The organism is Streptomyces sp. NPDC107522 (assembly GCF_055657525.1).
Genome location: NZ_JBVKAU010000016.1, coordinates 61,063 through 85,621 on the forward strand (window position 1 = coordinate 61,063; position 24,559 = coordinate 85,621).

Genomic DNA, 24,559 nt, shown 5'->3' on the forward strand with positions numbered 1-24,559 from the left:
GCGAACGGCCCGCTCACTGTGGATCGTTGGCACCCGGGATGACCTGCGCATGAACATGACCGCAACGCGCAGCGCCGATCACCGTACGTGGATCTTGGCCTACCTTCCGCGTCCACGACCGCTCGTCGAACGGCCGGGACTCGGTCACTCCGTGTTCATCTTCGGGGGTACTGAAGCCTTTCCGGCCGCCGGTCGTTCCCGCCACAGCGCCAGTCCCTTGTCGACCATCGGGACCCGGTTCAGTGCGGTCATGTCGTCGAGCGGATGCCAGGCGGCCATGTCCGTGGAGCCGTTGACCTCGTAGCGCAGGTCGCCGCCGGTGATCCGGGCCTCGTAGACGAGCGCCAGGCCGTGGTGGTCGACGGTCCGGCCGAAGCGGTCCGGGAGGGCGCGGCGGGCGGAGTCGACGCCGAGCAGACCGGTGGGTTCGACGAGATAGCCGGTCTCCTCCTCCACCTCCCGCACGACCGCGTCGTAGGGATCCTCACCGTGCTCCATGCCGCCGCCCGGCAGGACCCACTCGAAGCCGCCGCGGGGCGCCGGGGACCGGGCGAGGAGGAGCTGTCCGTCACGCACGCAAATGGCGTAGGCCGCCACCCTCAAGTTCTTCCGCACGTAGGGACGTTAAGCGGTCGGCGCCGGATGAGCAGCCGAATATTCGGCTTACGGGCGACTTGCCCTGTTCACTCCCTCTCGCCCCAAATGCATCGGGGGTTTTCCCCATCCGTCCATTTCGATTCGGTCAACTCTTCCCAAACATCCTTCCCTTGCATAAAGCTGTGCGGTCGTCCGGGATCGCATTCCGGACGACCCCTGCTCCTTTACCAACAAGGGATGCCGATGACCCTCACCCCCCAGCGCGAACCGAAGCCGGGCGCGAGACGCTCGGCCCGCATAGCCGTGGCCGCCGGTCTCGTCGCCGCGCTCTCCGCGGCCGGGCCGATACCCATGGCCATAGCCGCGGACCCCGCGCCGGCCGCGGCGGACCCGAGCGTCAAGTCCGCGCACGACAAGCTCGGTTCGGACGACGCCGACCTGCTCGCCGAGGCCAAGGCCGACGGCGACAAGAACGTCACGATGATGATCGCGACCGCGCCCGGCCAGACCGAGAAGGTCGCGGAGCAGCTGGACGCGGTCGGCTCTGTGGGCCGCACCTACGACAAGCTGGGCTACGTCCGGGCCACCGTCCCCACCGGCAAGGCGGACTCGGCCATCGCCGCCGCCGCGAAGCTCTCCTCGGTGCACGGCATCGACCTGCGCGAGGAGATACCCCTGGACGACCCCGCCGTCGACACGAAGAAGTCGACGGCCGCGGCGACCTCCTACGCCGCCCCGGGCAAGAAGACCCCGGCCGAGAACCCGTACAACCCGTCCTTCGAGACGGGCGCCGTCGACTTCGTGGACGACCACCCGAAGGCGGACGGCCGCGGCATCACCATCGGCATCCTCGACTCCGGCGTCGACCTCGGCCACCCGGCGCTGCAGAAGACCACCACCGGTGAGCGGAAGATAGTCGACTGGGTCACCGCCACCGACCCGCTCCTGGACAGCGACCGCACCTGGCGCCCGATGGTGACCTCCGTCTCCGGGCCCACCTTCACCTACGGCGGCAAGACCTGGACCGCGCCCGCCGGTTCCTACCAGGTCAGCACCTTCCTGGAGTCGTACACCACCGGCGGTGACGCGGCGGGCGACGCCAACCGCGACGGCGACAAGACCGACTCGTGGGGCGTCCTCTACGACGCCGCGAACGGCACCGTCCGGGTCGACCTCAACAACAACAACGACTTCGGTGACGACACCCCGATGAAGCCGTACAAGGACGGCTTCCAGATCGGGTACTTCGGCACCGACAACCCGGCCACGGACGTCGCCGAGCGCCAGCCGTTCGTCGTGCAGATCCGCAAGGACGTGCCGATGGACCCGCTGGGCGGGACCTGGGTCGGCCAGAAGCGCGACTTCGTCAACATCGGCGTCATCGAGTCCGAGCACGGCACGCACGTCGCCGGCATCACCGCCGCGAACGGCCTGTTCGGCGGCGAGATGAACGGCGCGGCGCCGGGCGCGAAGCTCGTCTCCTCCCGCGCCTGCACCTGGACCGGCGGCTGCACCAACGTCGCGCTCACCGAGGGCATGATCGACCTCGTCGTCAACCGCGGCGTCGACATCGTCAACATGTCCATCGGCGGCCTCCCGGCGCTCAACGACGGCAACAACGCCCGCGCCGAGCTGTACACGCGCCTGATCGACACCTACGGCGTCCAGCTCGTCATCTCCGCCGGCAACTCCGGCCCCGGCGCCAACACCATCGGCGACCCGGCTCTGGCCGCCAAGGTCATCTCGGTCGGCGCGTCCATCTCCAAGGAGACGTGGGCCGCCAACTACGGCTCCGTCGTGGAGAAGTCGTACGCGATGATGCCGTTCTCCTCGCGCGGCCCGCGTGAGGACGGCGGCTTCACGCCGACCCTGGTCGCCCCGGGTGCCGCGATCAACACCATCCAGACCTGGCTGCCGGGCGCCCCGGTCGCCGAGGCGGGCTACTCCCTGCCGGCCGGCTACGGCATGCTCCAGGGCACCTCGATGGCGTCCCCGCAGGCGGCGGGCGCGTCCGCGCTGCTGCTGAGCGCCGCCAAGCAGAAGGGCATCGCCCTCACCCCGGCGAAGCTGCGCACCGCGCTCACCTCGACGGCCGACCACATCAAGGGTGTGCAGGCCTACGAGGAGGGTGCCGGCCTCATCGACATCGAGGACGCCTGGGACTCGATCCGCGACGGCGCCACCGCCCACGAGTACGCCGTGAAGGCGCCGGTCGACACCGCGATCGACCAGTTCCTGAAGACGCCGGGCTTCGGCACCGGCATCTACGACCGTGAGGGCGGCCTCAAGGCCGGGCAGAAGAAGACGTACGACGTCACGATCACGCGTACGTCCGGCCCGGACAAGGCGATCCGGCACGAGCTGGACCTGGAGAACAACGCCGGGGGCACCTTCCGGATCGTCGGCGACGACGAGATCAGCCTCGGCCTGAACAAGCCCGTCACCGTCAAGGTCGCCGCCAAGCCGTCCTCGGCCGGCCTCAAGAGCGCGATCCTGGAGGTCGACGACCCGCGCACCGAGGGCGTCGACCAGCAGATCCTCAACACGGTCGTGGTCTCCGCGCCGCTGAAGTACACGTACTCGGCGTCCGGTTCGGTGCAGCGCAACAGCACCAAGCACTACTTCGTGACCGTTCCCGAGGGCGCGAAGTCGCTGGAGGTCGCGATCGGCGGGCTGAAGGGCAAGAGCCAGACCCGGTTCATCGCCATCCACCCGTACGGCGTTCCGGTCGACACGACCAGCACGCCGAACTGCTACAACAACTACCTCGACGGCAACGGCTGCAAGCCGGACGTGCGTGCGTACGCCGACCCGCAGCCCGGCGTCTGGGAGATCGAGGTCGAGTCGCGCCGTACGTCGCCGCTGCTCGACAACCCGTACAAGCTGGACGTCACCGTCCTGGGCGCGGCCTTCGACCCGGAGACCGTGACCGTCCCCGAGGCCAAGGTCGGCACGCCGGCCGCCGCCTCCTGGAAGGTGACCAACAAGTACGCCGCCCTCGACGGCAAGCTGGCCGGCGGCCCGCTCGGCTCGTCGAAGGCCACGCGTCCGACGATCGCCGAGGGCGTCACGCAGACCACCACGGTCGACGTGCCCGAGGGCGCCACGTCCCTCGACGTGACCATCGGCAACGTCTCCGACGCCGCCGCGGACCTCGACCTGGTGGTGAAGGACGCGTCCGGCACCCAGGTGGGCAGCTCCGCCGACGGTGACTCCGAGGAGTCGGTCAAGATCGCGAAGCCGGCCGCCGGGACGTACAGCATCGAGGTCATCGGCTACGCGGTGCCGGGCGGCTCGACCGCCTACGACTACCTGGACGTCTTCTACTCCGCCTCGCTCGGCACCGTCACGGTGGACGAGTCGGCGCCGGTGAAGCTCGGCACGGGTGACTCGGCCACGGTGACCGGCAGCGTGACCGCGAAGGCGGCCGCTCCGGAGGGCCGCGAGTTCTTCGGCCAGGTCCGCCTGGTGAACGCGCGCGGCACGGTCGCGGGCGTGGGCAACGTGAAGATCGAGAAGGTCACGCCGTAGTCGTCGTACGGCTGTGAGGGCGGGCGTCCCCTGCGGGCGCCCGCCCTTCCTCATTCGCAGGTGAGCTCCCGCGAGTCGGTCAGCGCGGCGGTGATCCAGGCCCGTTCGGGGGCGATGTCCCGCTCGCCGACGAACCAGACGTCCGGTACGGCGCTGTGCCGGGGGATGCCGACCAGCACGTGTTCGCCCTTGTGGAGAGTGTCCCGCTCCATCAGGAAGGTCGCCTTCTCGTCCTCGCCCTTCTCGTTCTCGCCCTTCTCCGGCCCGCTCTTCTCCGGCCCGCTCTTCGGCTTGTAGAAACGGGTCACGCTCAGGGTGATCCGCTCCTGTCCCGTCCCGGGCAACGGCTCCACGGAGGTGACGTCGCCCTCGGCGACCAGCCGGGCGCAGGCGAGGTAGCGGGGGCTGCCGAACGCGGTGTCGGCCTGCTTGGAACTCGCCTGGTCGGCGCTGCCGCCCGAGGCCAGACCGCTGTCCCCGGCCTGCGACACCAGCCAGCCCAGACCGGCCACGACAGAGGCCACGGCGGCCACCGCGAGGGTGCCGAAGGCGAGGGTGAACGCACGCCGCCGGACGGGAGAGGGCCGTCGTACGGGAGCCGGTTCGGGAGCCGGTGCCGGTGGCTCGGCGAGCGCCCGCCCGATGATCCCCAGCTGTTCCCGGAGCAGCGCCACATCGGCCGCCGCCGCCCGGTGCTCGGCCATGAAGGCGGCGTCCGCGCGCGCCTCGTCCGTGAGCGGCTCGTCGGTGATCGCGGCCATCAGCGCGTCGGCGCCGGTGCGGCCTTCGTTCTCGGCGGTCACGTCACACCACCTCGTCCTCGTGCAGGCGGGCGCGCAGGGCCCGTACCGCCGTGTGCAGCCTGCTCTTGACCGTGCCCTCCGGGATGCCGAGCTCCTCGGCGATCCCGCGGACCGGCAGGTCGGCGTAGAAGCGCAGGACGAGGACCTGACGCTGGGCGTCGGGCAGTTCGTCCAGGCCCTGGGAGACGGCGAGGGAGAGCAGGCTGGTGTCCTCGCCGGAGGGGTGTTCCGTCTGCCGCAGCGCCGCGAGCCGCTCGCCGAGCCGCTCCTGGCGCTTCTTGGCCCGGTGCCAGTCCATGGCGAGGTTGGAGGCGACGACCGCCGCCCACGCCGACACGTCCCGCGGCGCCTCACGGCCGCTCGCGGCCCGCTCCAGCAGCCGCAGGCGGACCTGCTGTACCCCGTCCAGCAGGTCCGCCTGCGGCACCCCGCCGAGCGCGAGCACCGCCCGCACCCTGCGCTCCTGGGCCGCGTCCAGAGGATCTTCGTGATCGTCCTCGTGGGCACGGCGGGCCTTTCTGCGCAGCACAAGCCACCCCCCTCACCGCGTTTCTTCTACGACGCAGCGGCGCACGGAAACGTTCGACCGGGTTTCCGGGAGTTTCCGCGAGGCGTACGTCACACCGCGGGACGACGCAGCACAGCTTGCGGCACGAGGCCCTCAGAAGGCGAAGTTCTGCAGCTCAGCGCGGGTACGGGCGGGATTTCCGGAATCACCCGGCCGGTCGGTGTGTTCCAGTCCCCGGGCATGCAACGCAAAGAATTGGACAGGCGGACCAGGGTCGGCCGCATGATGGAAAGGCCGCAGACATGCAAGAACGCGTAAAGGAGTCGCCGTGAGGGTCGGAATCGTCGGAGCCACCGGTCAGGTCGGCACGGTCATGCGCAGGATCCTCACGGAGCGCAACTTCCCGCTCACCGAGCTGCGCCTGTTCGCCTCGGCCCGCTCGGCGGGGACGGTCCTGGACGGCGTGACGGTGGAGGACGCGGCGACGGCCGACTACAGCGGCCTGGACATCGTCCTGTTCTCGGCGGGCGGCTCGACCTCCAAGGCCCTCGCTCCGAAGGTCGCCTCCCAGGGCGCCGTGGTGATCGACAACTCCTCGGCCTGGCGCCGCGACCCCGAGGTCCCGCTGGTCGTCTCCGAGGTGAACCCGCACGCGATCGCCGACCGCCCCAAGGGCATCATCGCCAACCCGAACTGCACCACGATGGCCGCGATGCCGGTCCTGAAGCCGCTGCACGCGGAGGCGGGCCTCGAGGCCCTGGTCGTCGCCACCTACCAGGCGGTGTCCGGCTCGGGTCTCGCGGGTGTGGACGAGCTGTTCGAGCAGATCAAGAAGGTCGGCGAGGACGCGCCCAAGCTGACCCACGACGGCTCGGCGGCGGAGTTCCCCGCGCCGAACAAGTACGTCGCGCCGATCGCGTACAACGTCCTGCCGATGGCCGGCTCGATCGTCGACGACGGCCTGAACGAGACCGACGAGGAGCAGAAGCTCCGCCACGAGTCCCGCAAGATCCTGGAGATCCCCGAGCTGTTGGTCTCCGGCACCTGTGTGCGCGTCCCGGTCTTCTCCGGCCACTCCCTCCAGGTCAACGCCCGCTTCGCCCGCCCGATCAGCGTGGAGCGCGCCAAGGAACTGCTGGCCGGCGCCCCCGGCGTGGCCCTCACCGACGTCCCGACCCCGCTGCAGGCGGCCGGCCAGGACCCCTCCTACGTCGGCCGCATCCGCACCGACGAGACGGTCGAGCACGGCCTCGCCCTGTTCCTCTCGAACGACAACCTCCGCAAGGGCGCCGCGCTGAACGCGGTGCAGATCGCGGAGCTGGTGGCGGCGGAGCTGAGCGCGTAACGCCGCGGAGATGACCGAGGGGCGCCCACCGGTGAACGGTGGGCGCCCCTTCGCGTCTTCAGAGCGCCAGATGCCGCCGCAGCGCCACGTCGATCTCGGCCATGCGCTGGCGGGGCACGGAGCCGATCGGCCGCAGCAGCCGCTCCAGGGCAAGAGCACGCACCTGCTCACACTGCACCTTGGAGTCCTTCAGAAGACCGCACTCCCCTCCGGGAAGCAGCACTTGGAACGGATAGACGCGGGCCGTGTTCGTCGTCAGGGGAACGAGCGTGACGACGCCTCGCCCCGTTCGCTCCACCGCGGCGTTGGCACCGTCGTTCGAGACGATCACCGCCGGACGGGCTTTGTTGGCCTCACTGCCACGCGTCGGCTCATAGTCGACCAGATAGATGTCACCGCGCTTCATCGGTCAGCCCGTCCCCGGAGAACTGGTCCCAGAACTCCGCGTCCTCGCTGCCGTCCCACTCGGCGAAAGCCTCGGCGTACTCCTGCTCCAATTGCGCCTGCCGGAGCAGCTCGATGGCGTCGTGTATCACGGCCGATCTGGAGTCGGCATCAGTACGCGCGGCGTACTCGTCGACGAAGGTGACGTCCTCCTGCGGCAGGCTCACACTGATCTTCATACCCTCAGAGTACCAGGGTATGACCACCTTTGCTACCTACTGAACACCGAGCGGGAGCCAACCCTTGCCTACCTCATGAACGAACATCGTGGTAGAGGGCTTTCCCTAGGGCGGTGCCGCAGGGGTCCCTGGACGTCGCCTCCCCGGCAGGCGCCATGGAAGGATGGCCGAACCCACACATATCGAGGAGATGACCGCGTGCCTGGCACAAACCTGACTCGCGAAGAGGCGCAGCAGCGGGCGAAGCTGCTCACCGTTGACTCGTACGAGATCGATCTCGACCTCTCCGGCGCGCAGGAGGGCGGCACCTACCGGTCCGTCACCACGGTGCGCTTCGACGTCACCGAGAACGGCGCCGACTCCTTCATCGACCTCGTGGCCCCGACCGTCCACGAGGTGACGCTCAACGGCGACCCGCTCGACGCGGGCGAGGTCTTCCAGGACTCCCGGATCGCGCTGCCCGGCCTGCTGCAGGGCCGCAACGTCCTGCGGGTCGTGGCCGACTGCGCGTACACCAACACGGGCGAGGGCCTGCACCGCTTCGTCGACCCGGTCGACCAGCAGGCCTACCTCTACACCCAGTTCGAGGTCCCGGACGCCCGCCGCGTCTTCGCGTCCTTCGAACAGCCCGACCTGAAGGCCACCTTCCAGTTCACCGTGAAGGCCCCGGACGGCTGGACGGTCATCTCCAACTCGCCCACGCCGGAGCCCAAGGACAACGTCTGGTCCTTCGAGCCGACGCCGCGCATCTCGACGTACATCACCGCGCTCATCGTCGGCCCGTACCACTCCGTGCACAGCGTCTACGAGAAGGACGGCCAGTCGGTCCCGCTGGGCATCTACTGCCGGCCGTCGCTCGCCGAGTACCTCGACTCGGACGCGATCTTCGAGGTGACCCGGCAGGGCTTCGACTGGTTCCAGGAGAAGTTCGACTACCCGTACCCGTTCAAGAAGTACGACCAGCTGTTCGTGCCGGAGTTCAACGCGGGCGCGATGGAGAACGCGGGCGCGGTGACCATCCGCGACCAGTACGTCTTCCGGTCCAAGGTGACGGGCGCGGCGTACGAGACGCGCGCGGAGACCATCCTGCACGAGCTGGCCCACATGTGGTTCGGCGACCTGGTCACCATGGAGTGGTGGAACGACCTGTGGCTGAACGAGTCGTTCGCCACCTACACCTCCATCGCCTGCCAGGCGCACGCCCCCGAGTCGCGCTGGCCGCACGCGTGGACGACGTTCGCCAACCAGATGAAGACGTGGGCGTACCGCCAGGACCAGCTGCCGTCGACGCACCCGATCATGGCGGAGATCCGCGACCTGGACGACGTGCTCGTCAACTTCGACGGCATCACCTACGCCAAGGGCGCCTCCGTCCTCAAGCAGCTGGTGTCGTACGTCGGCATGGACGAGTTCTTCCGGGGCGTCCAGGCGTACTTCAAGCGCCACGCGTACGGCAACACGCGCCTGTCCGACCTGCTCGGCGCCCTGGAGGAGACCTCCGGCCGTGACCTGAAGACCTGGTCGAAGAAGTGGCTGGAGACGGCGGGCATCAACGTCCTGCGCCCGGAGATCGAGACGGACTCCGACGGGGTCATCACGTCGTTCGCGATCCGCCAGGAGGCCCCGGCGCTGCCGGCCGGCGCGAAGGGCGAGCCGACGCTGCGCCCGCACCGCATCGCGGTGGGCCTGTACAACCTCGACGCCGACAGCGGCAAGCTGCTGCGCGACGAGCGCATCGAGCTGGACGTGGACGGTGAACTGACCGCCCTGCCACAGCTGTCGGGCAAGCGCCGCCCGGACGTGGTCCTCCTCAACGACGACGACCTGTCGTACGCGAAGGTCCGCCTGGACGAGCAGTCCCTGGCCTTCGTCACGGAACACCTCGGCGACTTCGAGGCGTCGCTCCCCCGGGCCCTGTGCTGGGCGTCCTCCTGGGACATGACGCGGGACGCCGAACTCGCCACCCGCGACTACCTCTCGCTGGTCCTGTCGGGCATCGGCAAGGAGTCCGACATCGGCGTCGTGCAGTCGCTGCAGAGGCAGGTGAAGCTGGCGATCGAGCTGTACGCCGCCCCGGCCGCCCGCGAGGCCCTGCTGACCCGCTGGACGGACGCCACGCTGGCCCACCTGCGCTCGGCGGAGGCGGGCAGCGACCACCAGCTGGCGTGGGCGCGGGCCTTCGCGACGACGGCCCGCACGCCCGAGCAGCTGGACCTGCTGGAGGCCCTGCTGGACGGCTCCCAGACGATCGAGGGCCTGGTCGTCGACACGGAGCTGCGCTGGGCGTTCGTGCAGCGCCTGGCGGCGGTGGGCCGCTTCGACGAGGCGGAGATCGCGGGCGAGTACGAGCGGGACAAGACGGCGGCCGGCGAGCGCCACGCCGCCACGGCCCGCGCCGCCCGCCCGACCCCCGAGGCCAAGGCCGAGGCCTGGTCGTCGGTCATCGACTCCGACAAGCTCCCCAACGCCATGCAGGAAGCGGTCATCGTCGGCTTCGTCCAGACCGACCAGCGCGAACTCCTGGCCTCCTACACCGACAAGTACTTCGAGGTGGTCAAGGACATCTGGGACTCCCGCTCCCACGAGATCGCCCAGCAGATCGCGATCGGCCTGTACCCGACGGTCCAGGTCTCCGAGGAGACCCTGACCAAGACAGACACCTGGCTGTCCTCGGCCGAGCCCAACGCGGCCCTGCGCCGCCTGATCTCCGAGTCCCGCGCAGGCGTGGAACGAGCACTGAAGGCCCAGGCGGCAGACGCGGCGGCGGAGCAGTAACGGTCGTCGTACGTACATGGAGGGGGGCGTCCGGTCTCAGACCGGACGCCCTCTGCCGTATCCGCAGAGCAAGCGAGCACCCCAACCGGCACAGCCTGCGGGCACCGGCGCAACCCACTGAGCCTCCCGGCATCGCCGCAACCCACTCAGCCTGCAGCACAACCCACTCAGCCTCCCGACATCGCCACAACCCGCCTTAGCCTGCGGGCAGTCGTGCCGCTGGGGCGGCTCCCGACCCGCAGAAGGCGGCACCCCGTCGCGCCGGGCTGCGCACCCACCCGCGCCCAGCCGCCACGCCGGTGCACCATCAAGCGAGCCGCGCAGCAGCAGCCCCCAGAGCCGACAGCACCCTCCCCACCGCAACCCGCGCCTCACTCCCCCTCCGCACAGCCGCCACCACATGCCGAACCGGCCGATCCGCTCCCAGTTCCCGCATCACGACCCCACCCCTGGCCCCCACCGCCATCCGCGGCACCAACGCCACCCCCATCCCCGCCTCCACCATCGCCAGAATCGCCGTCCACCCGGCCGCAGAATGCCCCTGCCGAGGACTGAACCCGGCCGCCTCACACGCCCCACGCGTGATGTCCGACCAGGGCCCGCTCCCCCCGAAGATCCAGTCCTCCCCCGCGAGATCGGCCAGCCGCACCACCCCGGCCCCCGCCAGCCGATGCCCCGGAGGCAACGCGACATCCAGCGGATCCACGATCAGCGGGACCCGCGTGAAGCGCGCGTCCCCCACCGTCGGCGCCTGCGCCGCGAGCGACAGCGCGAGGTCCACCTCCCCACCCGCCAGCAGCTCGTACGCCTCCCCGGCCTCGGCCTCCCGCACCCGCACGACCACCCCGGGATGCGCCTCGCGCAGCGCCCGCACGGCCGGTACGACCAGCGCCGGCACCGCCGTGGAGAAGGCAGCCACTCGGACCTCCCCGACCTCGCCGTGCACATAGGCCGCCAACTCCGCGTCGGCCCGCTCCAGTTGCTCGAACACCGCCTCTGCATGCCGCAGCACCAGCCGCGCCGCGTCCGTCAGCCGCACCCGCCGCCCCTGCGCCTCCAGCAACGGCACCCCGACCTGCCTGGCGAGATTCGTCAGCTGCTGCGACACGGCCGACGGCGTCATCCGCAGCGCCTCGGCCGTCGCGGTCACCGTCCCCCGTTCGCGCAACGTCCGCAGGATCTGCAGCTTCCGGATGTCCCACTCGACCATGGCGGCAACCTACGTCACCGCCGCGTCGCCGCCCCCAGGACGACTCCGCCCAGGATCAGCGCCATGCACAGGACCTGGGCCCAGCCGGTCGCCTCGCCGAGGACGGCCCAGGACAGCAGGGACACGCACACCGGCTGGAGGTAGTAGACGATTCCGGCGCGGCTCGGCCCGAGCAGCGCGATCGCCCTGTTCCACGCGAAGAAGGCGACGGCGGAGGAGGCGACTCCCACGTAGAGGATCGGCAGGACCGTGCCGGGCGTCGCGGCGAAGCCGCCCTGCACCGCCAGGCTCACCCCCTGCGCGGGCAGCAGCAGGGCCGTCCCCAGCAGGAAGGTGGTGAACAGGAAGGCCGTACCGCCCAGTTCGGCCGGCCGCCGCCGCAACAGGCCGCTGTACGCCCCGAAGCAGCAGGCCGCCGCGACCATCCACAGGTCCCCGGCCGCGAAACGGGCCCCGCCCGCTCCTCCCCCGATCAGCAGCACGACACCCGCGCAGGCCGTCAGCAGGCCCGCCACCCGGCGCGCACCCAGCCGTACCCCCGAGGCCCGCTCGAACACGGCCATCAGAACCGGCGAAGCGGCCATGATCATGCCCATGTTGGCGGCGGGCGTGGTCAACCCCGCTTGGTTGACGAGGGTGTTGTAGACGGTGACGCCGAGGAGGGAGGCGACGCTCACGAAGCCGAGGTGACGCCGGATCAGCTCTCGTTGCCGCCAGGCCTGCCGCGCCCCGAACGGGGCCACGGCGACCAGCGCGACCAGCCATCTCCAGAACGCCTGCTGCACCGGCGGCACACTGTCGTGCAGCGCCCGGGAGGTGACGAAGCTGCCGGACCAGACGACGGTGGCGAGAGCGGCGAGCGCGATGCCGAGCGCCGCCGCCCTGGGTGCGGGGCTCGGGGTGGGTGTACGGGTGAGTGTTCTACGGGCGGTCCGGTTCAGGACGGCGGGCACAGAGGTCCTTTCGGTGGGCGGTGACGTCGGTGCGTCTACCGTCGCAGCGCGACATCTGTCACGTCCATCGAAACTTTCGGAAGCTTCTTTTCAGCAGAACTGAAAGGTCGTACGGCCTCGGCCTTCCCGCGCGGCCCGAGCTGCCCCGCCACCGTGGCGCCGAACGCCAGCCCCATCCCGGCCAGTTGAACCGGCGTCAGCGTCTGCCCCAGCGCCGCCCAGCCGACCACCGCGGCGGTCAGGGGCGACAGCGGACCGAGGAAGGTGACCTGGGTGGCGGTGAGGCGGCCGATGCCGCGGAACCAGAGCCAGTACGCGACCGCCGTGTTCGCCAGCGCCAGGTAGAGGTAGCCGACGGTCGCCCGGCCGTCGAGTGCGGGCGGCGCGCCCTCGACGAGGAGGGCGAGCGGGGCGATGAGCAGGCCGCCGGCCGTCAGCTGCCAGCCGGTGAGGGCGAGCGGGCCGACGCCGTCCGGGCGTCCCCAGCGCTTGGTCAGGACGGTGCCGGCGGACATGGCCGCCGTGGAGGCGAGGGCCGCCAGCACGCCGACGAGGTCGAGCGCGCCGGCCGCCTTGAGCACGACCAGGCTGACGCCGAACGCCGCCACGATCCCGGTGAGCACATTGCGCAGCGTCGGCCGTTGCCCCAGCAGCAGCGCCGAGAGGCCCACGACGAACAGCGGGCCGACCGAGCCGACGACGGCCGCCATGCCGCCGGGCAGCCGGTAGGCGGAGAGGAAGAGCAGCGGGAAGAAGGCGCCGATGTTCAGCGCACCCAGGACCGCCGACTTCCACCACCAGGCGCCGCGGGGCAGTACGCGGGCCACGGCGAGCAGCAGCAGACCGGCGGGGAGGGCGCGCAGCAGGCCCGTGAAGAGCGGGCGGTCGGGTGGGAGGAACTCCGTGGTGACGGCGTAGGTGGTGCCCCAGGAGATGGGGGCGAGGGCGGTGAGGAGGGTCAGGGCGGCGCGGTTCGCGGCCATGGAACGCACCTTTCGAAGTAGGTCAGCAGAAAGTAGCTTAGCGCTAAGCAACTTTCCGTCAAGCCACTTTCTTGCGGCCGAGCGGTCGACCGCCGATACTCGGCCCATGAGCGAACGCCCGCAGCGCAAGGACCCCGTCGACGCGATCATCGACCAGTGGGCGGCCGTGCGGCCCGACCTGGAGACGAGGGCCATGGAGGTCTTCGGCCGGATCTACCGCCTCGCGCGCATGATGGGCGACCGCATGGAGAAGGCGTATGCGCCCTACGGCATCTCACGTGGCGAGTTCGACGTCCTCGCGACCCTGCGCCGCTCCGGTGAGCCCTACACGCTCTCGCCCCGCCAGCTCTCGGCGACGCTGATGCTCACCACCGGGGGCATGACCGGGCGCCTCGACAAGCTGGAACGGGCCGGCCTGCTGCGCCGCTCCCCCGACCCGCACGACCGCCGCGGCCTTCAGGTCACGCTCACCGAGAAGGGCCTGAGCCTCATCGACGAGGCCGTCACCGCCGGGCTCGCCGTCCAGACGGAGGCCCTGTCCACCCTGGACGACGAACAGGCCGGCCAACTGGCCGACCTGTTGCGGGACTTGCTGGCGGGGACGCCGGAACCCCGGTAGGAGCCTGCGACGCTCAAGGCGCCGCGTCCGCCTCAAGCTCACGCTCTCGCCTGCCCGCCGCTCGGCGTTCCCGCAGGCTCACGGCCCACGATGCCAGTGCGAAGCAGATCGGCAGATACACCCAGAACACGGAGGCACCGGCAGCCGCAAGGAGAAACCACGAGGACGCGGAAGCCGTGAGCAGGGTCGCGGGCAGCCACTGGCGCCAGGGAGACAGGTGGCTCATCCGAAACACGGTCCAGGCCATCCAGACGAAGACACAGAAGACGGGGACAGCGAAGATCAGGAGCATCCAGGCCTCCGGAACCTGCAGACGGGCGCTGAACCAGGGCGAGCTCGCCGACCTTAGCCCCCTGCCCCCGGGACCGGTCCCGGGGTTCAGGACCCCAGGTGCGCCGCGACGGCCCGCTCCACCGTCGCCGCGTCCGCGCCGTCCGCCGCCCACGCCACGTATCCGTCGGGCCGCACCAGCACGGTCGTACGGCGGTCGCTCGCCCAGCGTTCCACGGTCAGCCGGTCCTTGCGGGCGCCCTGCCCGTCGTACGGCATCGAGCCCTTCGGCGTGATCAGTACGAACCGTCCGCCGCGCAGCGCCTCGTAGAGGCGGCCGCTCTCCAAGGCGACGTCGGGGACGCGGGTGCCGGCCAGGCGGTGGGAGCCGCGCGGGGCGGGGTAGGCGTAGCCGATGCCCGAGATCTGGGCCAGGGCCTTCGCCCGGGCGGGCTTGGCCGCGTTCACGAAGGCGGAGACGAGGGCACGTACGGCACGCAGCGCCGGGCTCTGCGCACGGGCCAGCCGGACCAGCCCGCCGCTGCTGCGCAGGACGGCCTTGCCGACGGGGTGGCGTTCGGCCTGGTAGGTGTCCAGCAGGCCCTCGGGCGCCCAGCCCTGGACGGCCGCGGCGAGCTTCCAGCCGAGGTTGGCCGCGTCCTGGAGGCCGGTGTTCATGCCCTGTCCACCGGCCGGTGAGTGCACGTGCGCGGCGTCGCCCGCGAGGAAGACCCGCCCGACCCGGTACTCGGGCGCCTGGCGCTCGTCGCTGTGGAAGCGGGAGAGCCAACGGGCGTCGTGCATGCCGTAGTCGGTGCCCAGGGCGCGGCGGGTGACCTCCTTGATCTCGTCGAGGTCGAGCGGGGCGTCGTCGGGGACCTCGTGGCGGCGGTTCCAGCCCATGACGCGGTACCAGCCGTCGCCGAAGGAGGCGATCATCGCGAAGGCGTCGCCCGCGCCGTTGACGGTGAGCACGCTCTCGGGCCGCTCGGCGAGCCGGACGTCCGCCAGGAACAGGGACTTGATGACGGAGACACCGGGGAAGGGCAGGCCGAGCGCCTGGCGTACGGCACTGCGGTGACCGTCCGTCCCGACGACATAGGCGGCGCGGCGCGTGAGGACCGTCCCGTCCGGGCCGCGCACATCGAGGTCGACACCGCTGTCGTCCTGCCGCAGCCCCAGGACCTCGTTCTCGAAGAGGAACTCGACGCCGAGCTCACGGGCCCGCCGCTCCAGCAGCCGCTCGACCTCGTACTGCGGAGTGATGAGCAGGAACGGGAAGCGGGACGGCAGCGTACCCAGGTCGAGGGAGAGGCGGCGGAAGAGGCGCAGCTCGGTGATGGTGCTGCCGGTGGCGAGCAGGTCGTCGGCGAGACTCCGCGAAAGAGGTGCGTGCGCAGCACGTCCGTTGAGGGTGGTGGTGGGAGACGGGCGGGCGTCGAGCTGCTCGAGGGTGCGGGCGTGGACGCCGAAGGCGCGGGAGAGGTTGCTGATCTCGTGGGGGCGCTTCTCGACGAGGGTGACGGGGACGCCGGCGGCGGCCAGGTCACCGGCCAGGAGAAGGCCGGTGGGGCCGGAGCCGACGACGATCACGGGGTGGTTGCCGCTGCTGCTGTTGGTTCCGTTGCCGTTCATGGTGGCCTCCTGGGCGCCAACGTTCGTTTGCCAACACCTGTTGGTCAACGCTTGTTGGCAAACTTAGACCCCGACTCCGAAACGTGTCAACACTTGTTGGCCTACACTTGTTGGCATGACGCCGCCCAGCAAGCCCCCCACCCCACCGCGCCGCTCCGACGCCACCCGCACCGCGATCCTCGACGCCGCCCGCGAGCGCTTCGCGACCGACGGCTACGACCGCGCCACCATCCGCGCGATCGCCAAGGACGCGAACATCGATCCGTCGATGGTGATGCGCTACTACGGCAACAAGGAGGGCCTGTTCGCGGCGGCCGTCGCCATCGATCTGCAGCTGCCGGACCCGGCGTCGCTGACCCGGGACGACGCCGGCCGGGCGCTCGTGACGCACTTCCTGGCCATGTGGGAGAAGAACGAGGTGCTCACGGCCCTGCTCAGGGTCGGCGCGACCAACCAGGCCGGGGCCGACCGCATGCGGGGCATCTTCGGGGACCAGCTGCTGCCGGTCGCCCGCCGGGTGTGCCCCGACCCCGAGCAGGCCCCGGCGCGGGCGGCGCTGGTGTCGGCCCAGTTGCTCGGGCTGGCGCTCACGCGCTACGTCCTGCGGTTCCCGCCCGCCGTGGACCTGGCGACCGAGGAGATCGTGGCATGGCTGGCGCCGACGGTGCAGCGGTATCTGACGGCGCCGTATCCGGCGTGAGGGTCACCCCTGCGTGACCGTCCGTGAGGGCCGCCTGTCGCTGAACACACCAAGGGCGCCGGCCTCGGCGTAGATACGGCGGATGCGCGTACGTACGACGGAGCCGGCGCCCTCGAGGAGTGCGCGGCGGACTCGAAGAGTCTCGCGTCAGGCCTTCACGTCGGCCTTGGTGCGGATGTTGGAGCTGGTCGTGTCCTTCTGCTTGTGCGACTTGTCGAGGACCATGACCAGGCCCGCGATGACCGCGAACAGCACGAGGGGGGCCAGGACGAACTGGCCCAGCGTCTCGATGACGCTCAGGCCCTGGCCGGGGTCGTCGCCGTCGTCACGCGTGAGCGCGAGCGCGGGGGACGACATGAGCAGCATCATCAGCGTCGTACCGGCAGCCAGGGCGCCGGCGCGCAGGGCGTTCTTCTTGTCCACGGGGCCAAAAGTACCGAACCCCTCCGGGGGGCGCGCGTCCGGGGGGTGTCGTAAGGGTGCCCGGCGCTGCAGTGGCCGTCCCTGGGGGCTGCCGCCCCCAGACCCCCGCTTCGGCCCTGAACGGGCCTCGTCCTCAAACGCCGGACGGGCTGGTTATCGCTGACCGGCGCTTCCCCGCAGCACGTCCACCAGCGCCCGCACCCGCGGCGAAGCCGCCAGTTCCTCCAGCGTCACCGCCCTCCCGTCCGCGTCCGCGATCGGCAGCCGCCAGTTCGGATACTGGTCCCAGGTGCCGGGCAGGTTCTGCGGCCGGCGGTCGCCCACGCCGTCCGGGAGCCAGATGCCGACCATGCGGGCCGGGGTGTGCAGCAGGAAGCGGTGGACCGCCTGGATCTCGGCCTCCTCCTCCGAGGTGCCGTGGCCGCCGCCCGTGCCGCGCAGCAGCCCCAGCCGGGACAGCAGCTCCAGCCACTCGCCCGTGTCGGCCGCCGCCTCCGCCCGCTCCTGCTCCAAGGGCCGGGTCAAGAGGCCGAGGCGGTCGCGGAGTTCGACGTGTTCGCCGGTGAGGCGGGCCGCTGTGGGCGGCAGATCGTGGGTCGTGGCGGTGGCGAGGCAGTCGGCGCGCCAGGACTCCGGCGGCAGGGGACGGCCGTCCCCGTCCCAGTCCCGCTCGAACCACAGCACCGAGGTGCCGAGGACGCCCCGCGAGCGCAGCGTCTCGCGCACGCCCGGTTCCACCGTGCCGAGGTCCTCCCCTATCACCACCGCCCCGGCCCGGGATGCCTCCAGCACCAGGACGGCGAGCATGGCCTCGGCGTCGTAACGGACGTACGTCCCCTCCGTCGGCGCCTGCCCCTGCGGCACCCACCACAGCCGGAACAGCCCCATGACGTGGTCGATGCGCAGGGCGCCGGCGTAACGGAACAGCGCCCGCAACAACCGCCGGTACGGCTCGTATCCCGACTCGGCCAGCCGGTCCGGCCGCCAGGGCGGCAGCCCCCAGTCCTGGCCGCGCGCGTTGAAGGCGTCCGGCGGTGCGCCCACCGACATCCCGGCCGCGAAGTAGTCCTGCTGCGCCCAGGCATCCGCGCCCCCGGGGTGCACCCCGACCGCGAGGTCGTGCACGATCCCGACCGGCATCCCCGCTTCCCGCGCGGCCCGCTGGGCGGCGGTCAGCTGGGTGTCGGTGAGCCAGGCGAGACGGCAGTGGAAGTCGACCCGGTCCATCAACTCGCCCCGCGCGCGGGCGGTTTCGGGCGAGCGTGGATCTCGCAGGCCCTCCGGCCACCGGAGCCAGTCCGAGCCGTGCACCTCGGCCAGCGCGCACCACGTGGCGTGGTCCTCCAGCGCCTGCCCCTCCCGCGCGAGGAAGTCGGCGTACGCGGCGCTGCGCCCCGGCCCGAGCGGCACCTCGCGCACCAGCTCCAGCGCCTCGCGCTTCGCCTCCCACACGGCGTCCCGGTCGATGAGCTCACCCTTCTCCAGCACCGCTTCCCGCAGCCGCCCGGCCCGCTCCAGCAGCCCCCGCACGCGCTCACGGTCCTCGACGTAGGCGAATTCGGGGATGTCCTCGACCCGCAGGTGCACCGGGTCGGGGAAGCGGCGGGAGGACGGGCGGTAGGGGGAAGGGTCGGTCGGCGCTCCGGGTACGGCCGCGTGCAGCGGGTTGACCTGGACGAATCCGGCGCCGAGCGCCCGGCCGGCCCAGGCGGCGAGTTCGGCCAGGTCGCCGAGGTCGCCCATGCCCCAGGAGCGGCGGGAGAGGAGGGAGTAGAGCTGGACGAGGAGGCCGTACGAGCGTCCGGTGGGCGTGGGCAGGCGGGGCGGGGCGACGACCAGGTGACTGGTCGCGGTACGGCCGTCGGGTGCGGTCGCCGTCAAGCGGTGGACCCCGGGCGGGAGTTGGCCGGCGGCGGCGCGGGTCTCGCCCTGTTCGGTCTCGATGTGCAGCCGGGTACCGGCCGGCAGCGACGACAGGGCGGCCTGCGTCTCGGGCTCGGCACCGCTCCAGCACACCACCGTCGGCGGCAGCAGCCGCTCGCGCAGCTGCCGTTCCCGCGCGGTGAGCGCGGCGCGGACGGCGGCGGGCGTGCCGGTGTCGACGTCGAGGGCGGCCAGGGCGAGCGTGAGTGCGGTGGCGGAGGCCGTGACCGTGCGGTCCGCGGACGGCTGGTAGGAGGTGGCGACGCCGTGCAGCTCGGCGAGCCGGGACAGGTCGTCGGAGGGGATTTCCTGGTCTGGGGTGCCGGCCGGCCGCTGAGCTGTCATCTACGGCCTCGGGGAATCCATGTCCATACCGGTGTCCATACCCATACCGGTGTCCATACCCGCGTCCCAGGCGGTCGCCTCACTGGTGAGCGGCGCGGCGTCGGCGAGCGGCGGCTCGCTGGTGAGCGGCTCGGCGTCGGGCAGGGGCGGTTCGCTGGTGAGAGGGGCTTCGGCGCAGGCGCCCTCGGCGCTGAAGACGCAGTCGTGCATCTCCGGCTCGATGGGCGCCTCAGGTTTGAACAGGACCGATGCTGTGGCCACGGGTGGTCTCCTTTGCGAGTACGGCGAGCGGGTTATCGCAGCCCTACCCAGCGGGCGCGAAGGCAGACGTACAGAACGGAACAACGTGCCTGTCGTCACATTCTGTTCCGCACCCTCTGTTCCGCCGTAAGACTTTCTCCCCGGCCACTATTCACTCAGTACATGTACTCAGTACATAATGATCGGCATGAGCACCCGCCACATCCTGTTGGGGCTGCTCGCCGCAGGGCCGAGCCATGGCTACGACCTCAAGCGACGCCACGACGAACGTTTCCCGCAGGCCCGTCCGCTGGCCTACGGGCAGGTCTACACGACCTTGCAGCGCCTGGTCCGCGACGGCCTGGCCGAGATCGAGGGCACCGACTCGGACGGCGGTCCGGAGCGGACGACGTACCGCTCCACTCAGGACGGGGCGCGGGAACTGGCCAAGTGGGCCGGGGAGATCGCGCCGCCCGCGCCGTTCGTGACGAACGAGATCTTCGCCAAGGTCGTCGTCTCGATCCTGTCCGGCGGCGACCCGGAGGCCTATCTGCGGGCCCAGCGCGCCGCCCACATGGAGCGGATGCGGGAGCTCACGGCGGTCAAGACCGCGCCGGGCGCCGATCTCGCGACGGTGCTCTCGGCCGACTACGCCCTCAACCACCTCGACGCCGACCTCCGCTGGATGACGACCACGGCGGCCCGGCTCACCACCCTGACCGCGGAGGTCGACACAGCATGAGCAACAAGGGGGGAACCACGATGCCGCTGCTGGCGGCCCGTGACCTCGTCAAGGCGCACGGCAGAACCGAGGCCCTGCGCGGCGCCTCCGTCGAGCTGCACGGCGGCGAGATCCTCGCCGTCACCGGCACGAGCGGCAGCGGAAAGTCCACGCTGCTGCACTGTCTGGCCGGCATCGTCCGCCCGGACAGCGGCTCGGTCACCTACGGCGGACAGCGGCTCGACCAGCTGGCCGAGAAGCGGCTGAGCGAGCTGCGGCGCACGGAGTTCGGCGTGGTCTTCCAGTTCGGGCAGCTGATTCCCGAGCTGACGGCCCTCGACAACGTGGCGCTGCCGCTGCTGCTCGCGGGCGCCCGCCGCCAGGAGGCGCAGACGGCGGCCGGTGAGTGGCTGGAGCGGTTCGGGGTGCGCGGGCAGGAGGGACTGCGGCCCGGCGAGATGAGCGGCGGCCAGGCCCAGCGGGTGGCGCTGGCCCGGGCTCTGACCACCGGCCCGAAGGTCGTCTTCGCCGACGAACCGACCGGGGCGCTGGACTCACTGGCGAGCGAGCAGGCGATGACGGCTCTGGTGCACGCGGCCCGCGAGTCGGGCACGGCGGTGCTGCTGATCACGCACGACGCGCAGGTGGCGGCGTACGCGGACCGCGAGGTGCGGCTGGCCGACGGGGCCGTGACACCGCTGGAGGTGGCGGCATGAGGAACGAGCTCCACGGCGCCGCGAGGATCGCCGCCCGGCCCGAGGCGACCGTCATGAGGCGCGGCGTCCGGCCCACCGGCACGACCGTGACGCGCCCGGGAGCGGCCGCCACGAGCCCCGGCTTCCGCTCCGCCCGCACGACCACGACCTGCCCGAAGGCGCCCGCCACGGGAGCCGGCCTGCACTCCACCCGCACGACCACGACCCACCCGGAGGTGATCGCATGAGGGCCGACCTCCGGCTGGCCTGGCTGCTCACCCGCGGGTCCGACCGGCGCGAGTGGTGGCGGGTGACGCTCACCGCGATCGGGGCGGCGCTGGCGACCGGCATCGGGCTGGCGGTCGCCGCCATCGCCTCGATGGCAGGGCGGTACTCGGTGTCCGTCGGCGCCGGACTGCTCGACCAGTCCAGCGACCGGCAGGGCGTGATCATCGCGTTGTTGCTGCTGCTGGTTCCGGTGCTCGGGTTTCTCGGGCAGTGCGCGCGCGTGGGAGCCGTGCACCGCGACCGGCGCCTTGCCGCGCTGCGGCTCGCGGGGGCCACGCCCGCCCAGGTGCGGCGGATCGCGGCGCTGGAGGCGGGTCTTGCCTGCCTGGTCGGCTCGGCCGTGGCCACCGTCTTCTCCGTCCTCCTCCTGCTGCGCATGTGGCAGCACCCCGAGCCCCTGGCGTGGCTCGGCATCGCCCTGGTCGCCCTGGCCGTCCCGGTGCTGGGCGCGGCCGTGAGCGCGGTGTCACTGCGCCAGGTGGTGGCCTCGCCCCTGGGCTGGGTACGGCGGGTGCGTCCGACGCGAGGACCGGGGCGGGCGTTCCTGGCGGTGTGTGTGCTGATGGCCGTGTTGGCTGTGGGGCTGGTTCTGACCACGTACTTCGCCAATCCCCTCGAGTTCGCCCTCGCCCCGCTGACGGTGTTCGCCACGAGTCTGCTGATCGGCGTCTCGGCCGTGTGGCTGGCGGGCTGGTCGTCCCGGCGGCTGGGCATCGCGCTCGCGGCCCGCGCCCAGCGCCCGGCGCTGCTGATCGCGGCGGAACGGCTGCGCGACGACCCGTGGGCGACGGCACGCACCCATGCCGCGGTGCTGCTGGTGACGGTCGTGGGTACGGCGTTCGCCGGCATCCGTCAGGTGCTGCTGCACGTGGTGGACCACACCGACTACCTCGCGGAGAACCGGTCGTACTACACCACCGGCCTCGACCTCTCCGGCGCCGCGATCCTCGTCGCCCTGGTGCTGACCCTGTCGGCCCTGGCGGTGGGCACCGCCGAGTCGCTGGCCACCCGGCGCCGGGGGCTGGCCGCGCAGGCCGCGGCCGGGGTGCCGCAGAGTGTGCTCGGCCGGGCGCTGCTCCTGGAGACCGCGCTGCCGCTGGCTCCGGCGGTCCTGCTCGCGGGCGCGGGCGGCACGGCGATCTACGTGGGCTGGGCCGGGATGATCGACGACGCCGTCGGGCCCGTGCCGCTGCTGCCGGTGCTGGTTCCGGTGGCCGTGTACGCCGCCTGCCTGCTGGCCGCGGCCACGTCCCTGCCGTTGCTGCGGCGGTCGGTACGGCCGGCGGAGCTGCGGTACGTGTGAGAGCAGCCGTCCGGCCCCGGGGGCACTGGGGACCTCCGGGGCCGGTCACGGCGCACGCGCCGCAGGCGCACGCCAGGTATGCGAAGGCCCGGATCGTCAGGCGGAAATGCCGTCGATCCGGGCCAAGGCATCATCCGCGCCGAACGGCTGCAAGTAGGGCAGCCAGCGCGGGTCCCTATGCCCGGTGCCGATGATGCGCCAGGCGAGACCGGTGGGTGGAGCGGGTTTGTGGCGCAGCCGCCAGCCGATCTCGAACAGATGTCGGTCGGCCTTCACGTGGTTGCAGCGGCGGCAGGACGCCACCACGTTGTCCCAGACGTGCTTGCCCCCGCGGCTGCGCGGAATGACATGGTCGACGCTGGTTGCGACGCCACCGCAGTACATGCACCGGCCCCCGTCGCGCGCGAAGAGCGCCCTCCGGGTAAGAGGAACGGGCCCCCGATAGGGAACCCGGACGAATCGCTTGAGCCGGACCACGCTGGGTGCGGGGACTGTGACGGTTGCGCTGTGCATGAAGGCGCCGGACTCCTCGAGGCATACGGCCTTGTTCTCGAGGACGAGGACGAGCGCGCGGCGGAGCGGTACGACGCCGAGTGGCTCGTACGACGCGTTGAGGACCAGGACATGCGGCACGGATGCCTCCTTGGGCGTCGGCGGCGCGTGGCTCGCGCCGGGACGATCTGTAGTCAGTCTCCCCTCTTGCCTGGTGAAAGCGCCACCATGTCCCGGTAACGGGCTGGGAGTGTTTTCGACCACATCTGATTCATCCCCAGGACGACGAACTGTTCATCCCACCAGTTCATCCCCAGGTGGGCACCGTTCCTCCCTCGAACATGGCGCGGATCCACACACGATGCCCCGATAGTGTGGTGAACCTGCCCCGCCGGTGACCTTTTCGTGACCTTGACCATCTGCCGGTGGGGCGGGCCGCTGCACTGGAGGTACCTGCCGTGTCCTTGCCCGCCGTCCTACTGGCCGCCGGTTCGACCCCGTCACCGTCCCCCTCGGAGACGACGACTCCCGCGGTTCCCTCGATCCAGGACGCCCAGGAGAGCGCGACCCAGGCCGCGAGCTGGTTCGAGGAGAACTGGTCGACCTGGCTCGCCATCGGCCTGAGGGTGCTGCTGATCCTGGTGATAGCGGCAGTGCTGAGAGTGGCCGTGCGGCGGGCGATCACCAAGCTCATAGACCGGATGAACCGCACCGCTCAGGCGGTGGACGGCACGGCCCTCGGCGGTCTCCTGGTCAATGTCGAGCGCCGCCGGCAGCGCTCCCAGGCGATCGGGTCGGTTCTGCGCTCGGTGGCGAGCTTCCTGATCATGGGCACGGCGGCCCTGATGATCCTCGCCACCTTCGAGATCAATCTGGCCCCGCTGCTGGCGTCCGCCGGTGTCGCGGGCGTGGCCATCGGTTTCGGTGCCCGCAACCTGGTGACGGACTTCCTCTCCGGCGTCTTCATGATCCTGGAGGACCAGTACGGCGTCGGCGACTCGATCGACGCGGGCGTCGCCTCCGGCGAGGTCATCGAGGTCGGCCTGCGCGTGACCAAGCTGCGCGGCGACAACGGCGAGATCTGGTACGTCCGCAACGGCGAGGTCAAGCGCATCGGCAACCTCTCGCAGGGCTGGTCGACGGCCGGCGTGGACGTCACGGTCCGCTCCTCCGAGGACCTGGACAAGGTGAAGCGCACGATCGGCGAGGTCGCCGAGAAGATGAGCAAGGAGGAGCCCTGGAACGAGCTCCTCTGGGGCCCGATCGAGGTCCTCGGCCTGGACAGCGTGCTGCTGGACTCGATGGTCGTCCGCGTCTCCGCGAAGACCATGCCGGGCAAGTCCCTGACGGTGGAGCGCGAACTGCGCTGGCGCATCAAGCGCGCCTTCGACGCGGCCGACATCCCCATCGTCGGCGGCCCCGCCCTCCCGGCGGACGACGCCCCCGCGCCCGACCCGACGGCGGCCGTGGCGGCCCCCTCGGCCTATGCCAACACGTCCTCCCCGCAGGCTCAGAACGCCACCCCGCTGACGCCGCCCAGCGTGACCAAGTAGGCGCGCGGGCAGCGCACACGTCCC

Annotated in this window: 23 protein-coding genes; 10 read left to right on the plus strand and 13 right to left on the minus strand. The window is 71.3% G+C overall.

Annotated elements, in window-relative coordinates; all coding sequences use genetic code 11:
• Positions 1–144: 144 nt before the first annotated feature.
• Positions 145–615 (minus strand): NUDIX hydrolase, encoded by a 471-nt coding sequence (locus ACZ7L6_RS34870; protein WP_471930990.1) that lies wholly within the window; start codon positions 613–615, stop codon positions 145–147.
• Between the two features lie 225 nt (positions 616–840).
• Between ACZ7L6_RS34870 and ACZ7L6_RS34875 the strand changes: the two genes are divergently transcribed.
• Positions 841–4,128 carry a S8 family serine peptidase gene (locus ACZ7L6_RS34875; RefSeq protein WP_471930992.1) on the plus strand — a complete coding sequence of 1,096 codons (3,288 nt, stop codon included), beginning with the start codon at positions 841–843 and terminating at the stop codon, positions 4,126–4,128.
• A 50-nt stretch (positions 4,129–4,178) separates the two neighbouring features.
• Here the strand turns inward: ACZ7L6_RS34875 and ACZ7L6_RS34880 are convergent, their stop codons facing one another.
• Both ACZ7L6_RS34880 and ACZ7L6_RS34885 read right to left on the minus strand, forming a co-directional pair.
• Positions 4,179–4,931, minus strand: coding sequence for a hypothetical protein (locus ACZ7L6_RS34880; protein ID WP_471930994.1), 753 nt, complete (start codon positions 4,929–4,931; stop codon positions 4,179–4,181).
• Position 4,932: 1 nt separating this feature from the next.
• Positions 4,933–5,460, minus strand: a complete 528-nt coding sequence (locus tag ACZ7L6_RS34885) for an RNA polymerase sigma factor (RefSeq protein WP_471930996.1) — start codon at positions 5,458–5,460, stop codon at positions 4,933–4,935.
• Positions 5,461–5,767: 307 nt separating this feature from the next.
• Here ACZ7L6_RS34885 and ACZ7L6_RS34890 point away from each other — a divergent pair, with 307 nt between their 5' ends.
• Complete coding sequence (locus tag ACZ7L6_RS34890) at positions 5,768–6,784, plus strand: aspartate-semialdehyde dehydrogenase (RefSeq protein WP_471930998.1); 1,017 nt, start codon at positions 5,768–5,770, stop codon at positions 6,782–6,784.
• Positions 6,785–6,842: 58 nt separating this feature from the next.
• Here the strand turns inward: ACZ7L6_RS34890 and ACZ7L6_RS34895 are convergent, their stop codons facing one another.
• Positions 6,843–7,190 carry a type II toxin-antitoxin system PemK/MazF family toxin gene (locus ACZ7L6_RS34895; protein ID WP_399102239.1) on the minus strand — a complete coding sequence of 116 codons (348 nt, stop codon included), beginning with the start codon at positions 7,188–7,190 and terminating at the stop codon, positions 6,843–6,845.
• Positions 7,177–7,407 (minus strand): ribbon-helix-helix domain-containing protein, encoded by a 231-nt coding sequence (locus ACZ7L6_RS34900; RefSeq protein WP_471931000.1) that lies wholly within the window; start codon positions 7,405–7,407, stop codon positions 7,177–7,179. The genes ACZ7L6_RS34895 and ACZ7L6_RS34900 overlap by 14 nt, the downstream gene beginning before the upstream one ends.
• Before the next feature lie 198 nt (positions 7,408–7,605).
• Between ACZ7L6_RS34900 and pepN the strand changes: the two genes are divergently transcribed.
• Positions 7,606–10,182, plus strand: coding sequence for an aminopeptidase N (pepN, locus tag ACZ7L6_RS34905; RefSeq protein WP_471931002.1), 2,577 nt, complete (start codon positions 7,606–7,608; stop codon positions 10,180–10,182).
• 307 nt (positions 10,183–10,489) lie between these two features.
• Here the strand turns inward: pepN and ACZ7L6_RS34910 are convergent, their stop codons facing one another.
• From ACZ7L6_RS34910 to ACZ7L6_RS34920, 3 genes are read right to left on the minus strand one after another with little or no spacing between them, the layout of a single operon-like run.
• On the minus strand, positions 10,490–11,392 hold the full coding sequence (locus tag ACZ7L6_RS34910) for a LysR family transcriptional regulator (RefSeq protein WP_471931004.1): 903 nt from the start codon (positions 11,390–11,392) through the stop codon (positions 10,490–10,492).
• A 14-nt stretch (positions 11,393–11,406) separates the two neighbouring features.
• Positions 11,407–12,345 carry a DMT family transporter gene (locus tag ACZ7L6_RS34915; RefSeq protein WP_471931006.1) on the minus strand — a complete coding sequence of 313 codons (939 nt, stop codon included), beginning with the start codon at positions 12,343–12,345 and terminating at the stop codon, positions 11,407–11,409.
• 35 nt (positions 12,346–12,380) lie between these two features.
• Positions 12,381–13,328, minus strand: coding sequence for an EamA family transporter (locus ACZ7L6_RS34920; protein ID WP_471931008.1), 948 nt, complete (start codon positions 13,326–13,328; stop codon positions 12,381–12,383).
• 106 nt (positions 13,329–13,434) lie between these two features.
• Here ACZ7L6_RS34920 and ACZ7L6_RS34925 point away from each other — a divergent pair, with 106 nt between their 5' ends.
• Positions 13,435–13,947: a MarR family winged helix-turn-helix transcriptional regulator gene (locus tag ACZ7L6_RS34925; RefSeq protein ID WP_471931010.1), complete on the plus strand. Its 513-nt coding sequence runs from the start codon at positions 13,435–13,437 to the stop codon at positions 13,945–13,947.
• A 378-nt stretch (positions 13,948–14,325) separates the two neighbouring features.
• On the opposite strand, the gene ACZ7L6_RS34930 is transcribed toward ACZ7L6_RS34925, so the two are convergent.
• Positions 14,326–15,852: an FAD-dependent monooxygenase gene (locus ACZ7L6_RS34930; RefSeq protein ID WP_471931012.1), complete on the minus strand. Its 1,527-nt coding sequence runs from the start codon at positions 15,850–15,852 to the stop codon at positions 14,326–14,328.
• A gap of 115 nt (positions 15,853–15,967) precedes the next feature.
• Between ACZ7L6_RS34930 and ACZ7L6_RS34935 the strand changes: the two genes are divergently transcribed.
• On the plus strand, positions 15,968–16,552 hold the full coding sequence (locus ACZ7L6_RS34935) for a TetR/AcrR family transcriptional regulator (RefSeq protein WP_471931014.1): 585 nt from the start codon (positions 15,968–15,970) through the stop codon (positions 16,550–16,552).
• A 147-nt stretch (positions 16,553–16,699) separates the two neighbouring features.
• On the opposite strand, the gene ACZ7L6_RS34940 is transcribed toward ACZ7L6_RS34935, so the two are convergent.
• The 3 genes from ACZ7L6_RS34940 to ACZ7L6_RS34950 form a co-directional block, all read right to left on the minus strand.
• A complete protein-coding gene (locus ACZ7L6_RS34940; RefSeq protein WP_471931016.1) occupies positions 16,700–16,975 on the minus strand; it encodes a hypothetical protein in 276 nt (91 codons plus the stop codon).
• Positions 16,976–17,128: 153 nt separating this feature from the next.
• Positions 17,129–19,243 carry a 4-alpha-glucanotransferase gene (gene malQ, locus ACZ7L6_RS34945; protein WP_471931018.1) on the minus strand — a complete coding sequence of 705 codons (2,115 nt, stop codon included), beginning with the start codon at positions 19,241–19,243 and terminating at the stop codon, positions 17,129–17,131.
• Entirely contained in the window at positions 19,244–19,453 is a 210-nt protein-coding gene (locus tag ACZ7L6_RS34950; RefSeq protein ID WP_471931162.1) for a hypothetical protein, read from the minus strand.
• Between the two features lie 238 nt (positions 19,454–19,691).
• On the opposite strand from ACZ7L6_RS34950, the gene ACZ7L6_RS34955 reads away from it, so the two are divergent.
• From ACZ7L6_RS34955 to ACZ7L6_RS34970, 4 genes are read left to right on the plus strand one after another with little or no spacing between them, the layout of a single operon-like run.
• Positions 19,692–20,225 carry a PadR family transcriptional regulator gene (locus ACZ7L6_RS34955; protein WP_471931020.1) on the plus strand — a complete coding sequence of 178 codons (534 nt, stop codon included), beginning with the start codon at positions 19,692–19,694 and terminating at the stop codon, positions 20,223–20,225.
• Positions 20,222–20,920: an ABC transporter ATP-binding protein gene (locus tag ACZ7L6_RS34960; protein ID WP_471931022.1), complete on the plus strand. Its 699-nt coding sequence runs from the start codon at positions 20,222–20,224 to the stop codon at positions 20,918–20,920. The genes ACZ7L6_RS34955 and ACZ7L6_RS34960 overlap by 4 nt, the downstream gene beginning before the upstream one ends.
• Positions 20,917–21,147, plus strand: a complete 231-nt coding sequence (locus tag ACZ7L6_RS34965; protein WP_471931024.1) for a hypothetical protein — start codon at positions 20,917–20,919, stop codon at positions 21,145–21,147. The genes ACZ7L6_RS34960 and ACZ7L6_RS34965 overlap by 4 nt, the downstream gene beginning before the upstream one ends.
• Complete coding sequence (locus tag ACZ7L6_RS34970; protein ID WP_471931026.1) at positions 21,144–22,490, plus strand: FtsX-like permease family protein; 1,347 nt, start codon at positions 21,144–21,146, stop codon at positions 22,488–22,490. Before ACZ7L6_RS34965 ends, ACZ7L6_RS34970 begins: the two co-directional genes overlap by 4 nt.
• Positions 22,491–22,586: 96 nt before the next feature.
• Here ACZ7L6_RS34970 and ACZ7L6_RS34975 read toward each other — a convergent pair whose 3' ends face one another.
• Positions 22,587–23,123 carry an HNH endonuclease gene (locus ACZ7L6_RS34975; RefSeq protein ID WP_109498769.1) on the minus strand — a complete coding sequence of 179 codons (537 nt, stop codon included), beginning with the start codon at positions 23,121–23,123 and terminating at the stop codon, positions 22,587–22,589.
• 317 nt (positions 23,124–23,440) lie between these two features.
• Between ACZ7L6_RS34975 and ACZ7L6_RS34980 the strand changes: the two genes are divergently transcribed.
• Positions 23,441–24,535 carry a mechanosensitive ion channel family protein gene (locus tag ACZ7L6_RS34980; RefSeq protein WP_471931028.1) on the plus strand — a complete coding sequence of 365 codons (1,095 nt, stop codon included), beginning with the start codon at positions 23,441–23,443 and terminating at the stop codon, positions 24,533–24,535.
• Positions 24,536–24,559: the final 24 nt, after the last annotated feature.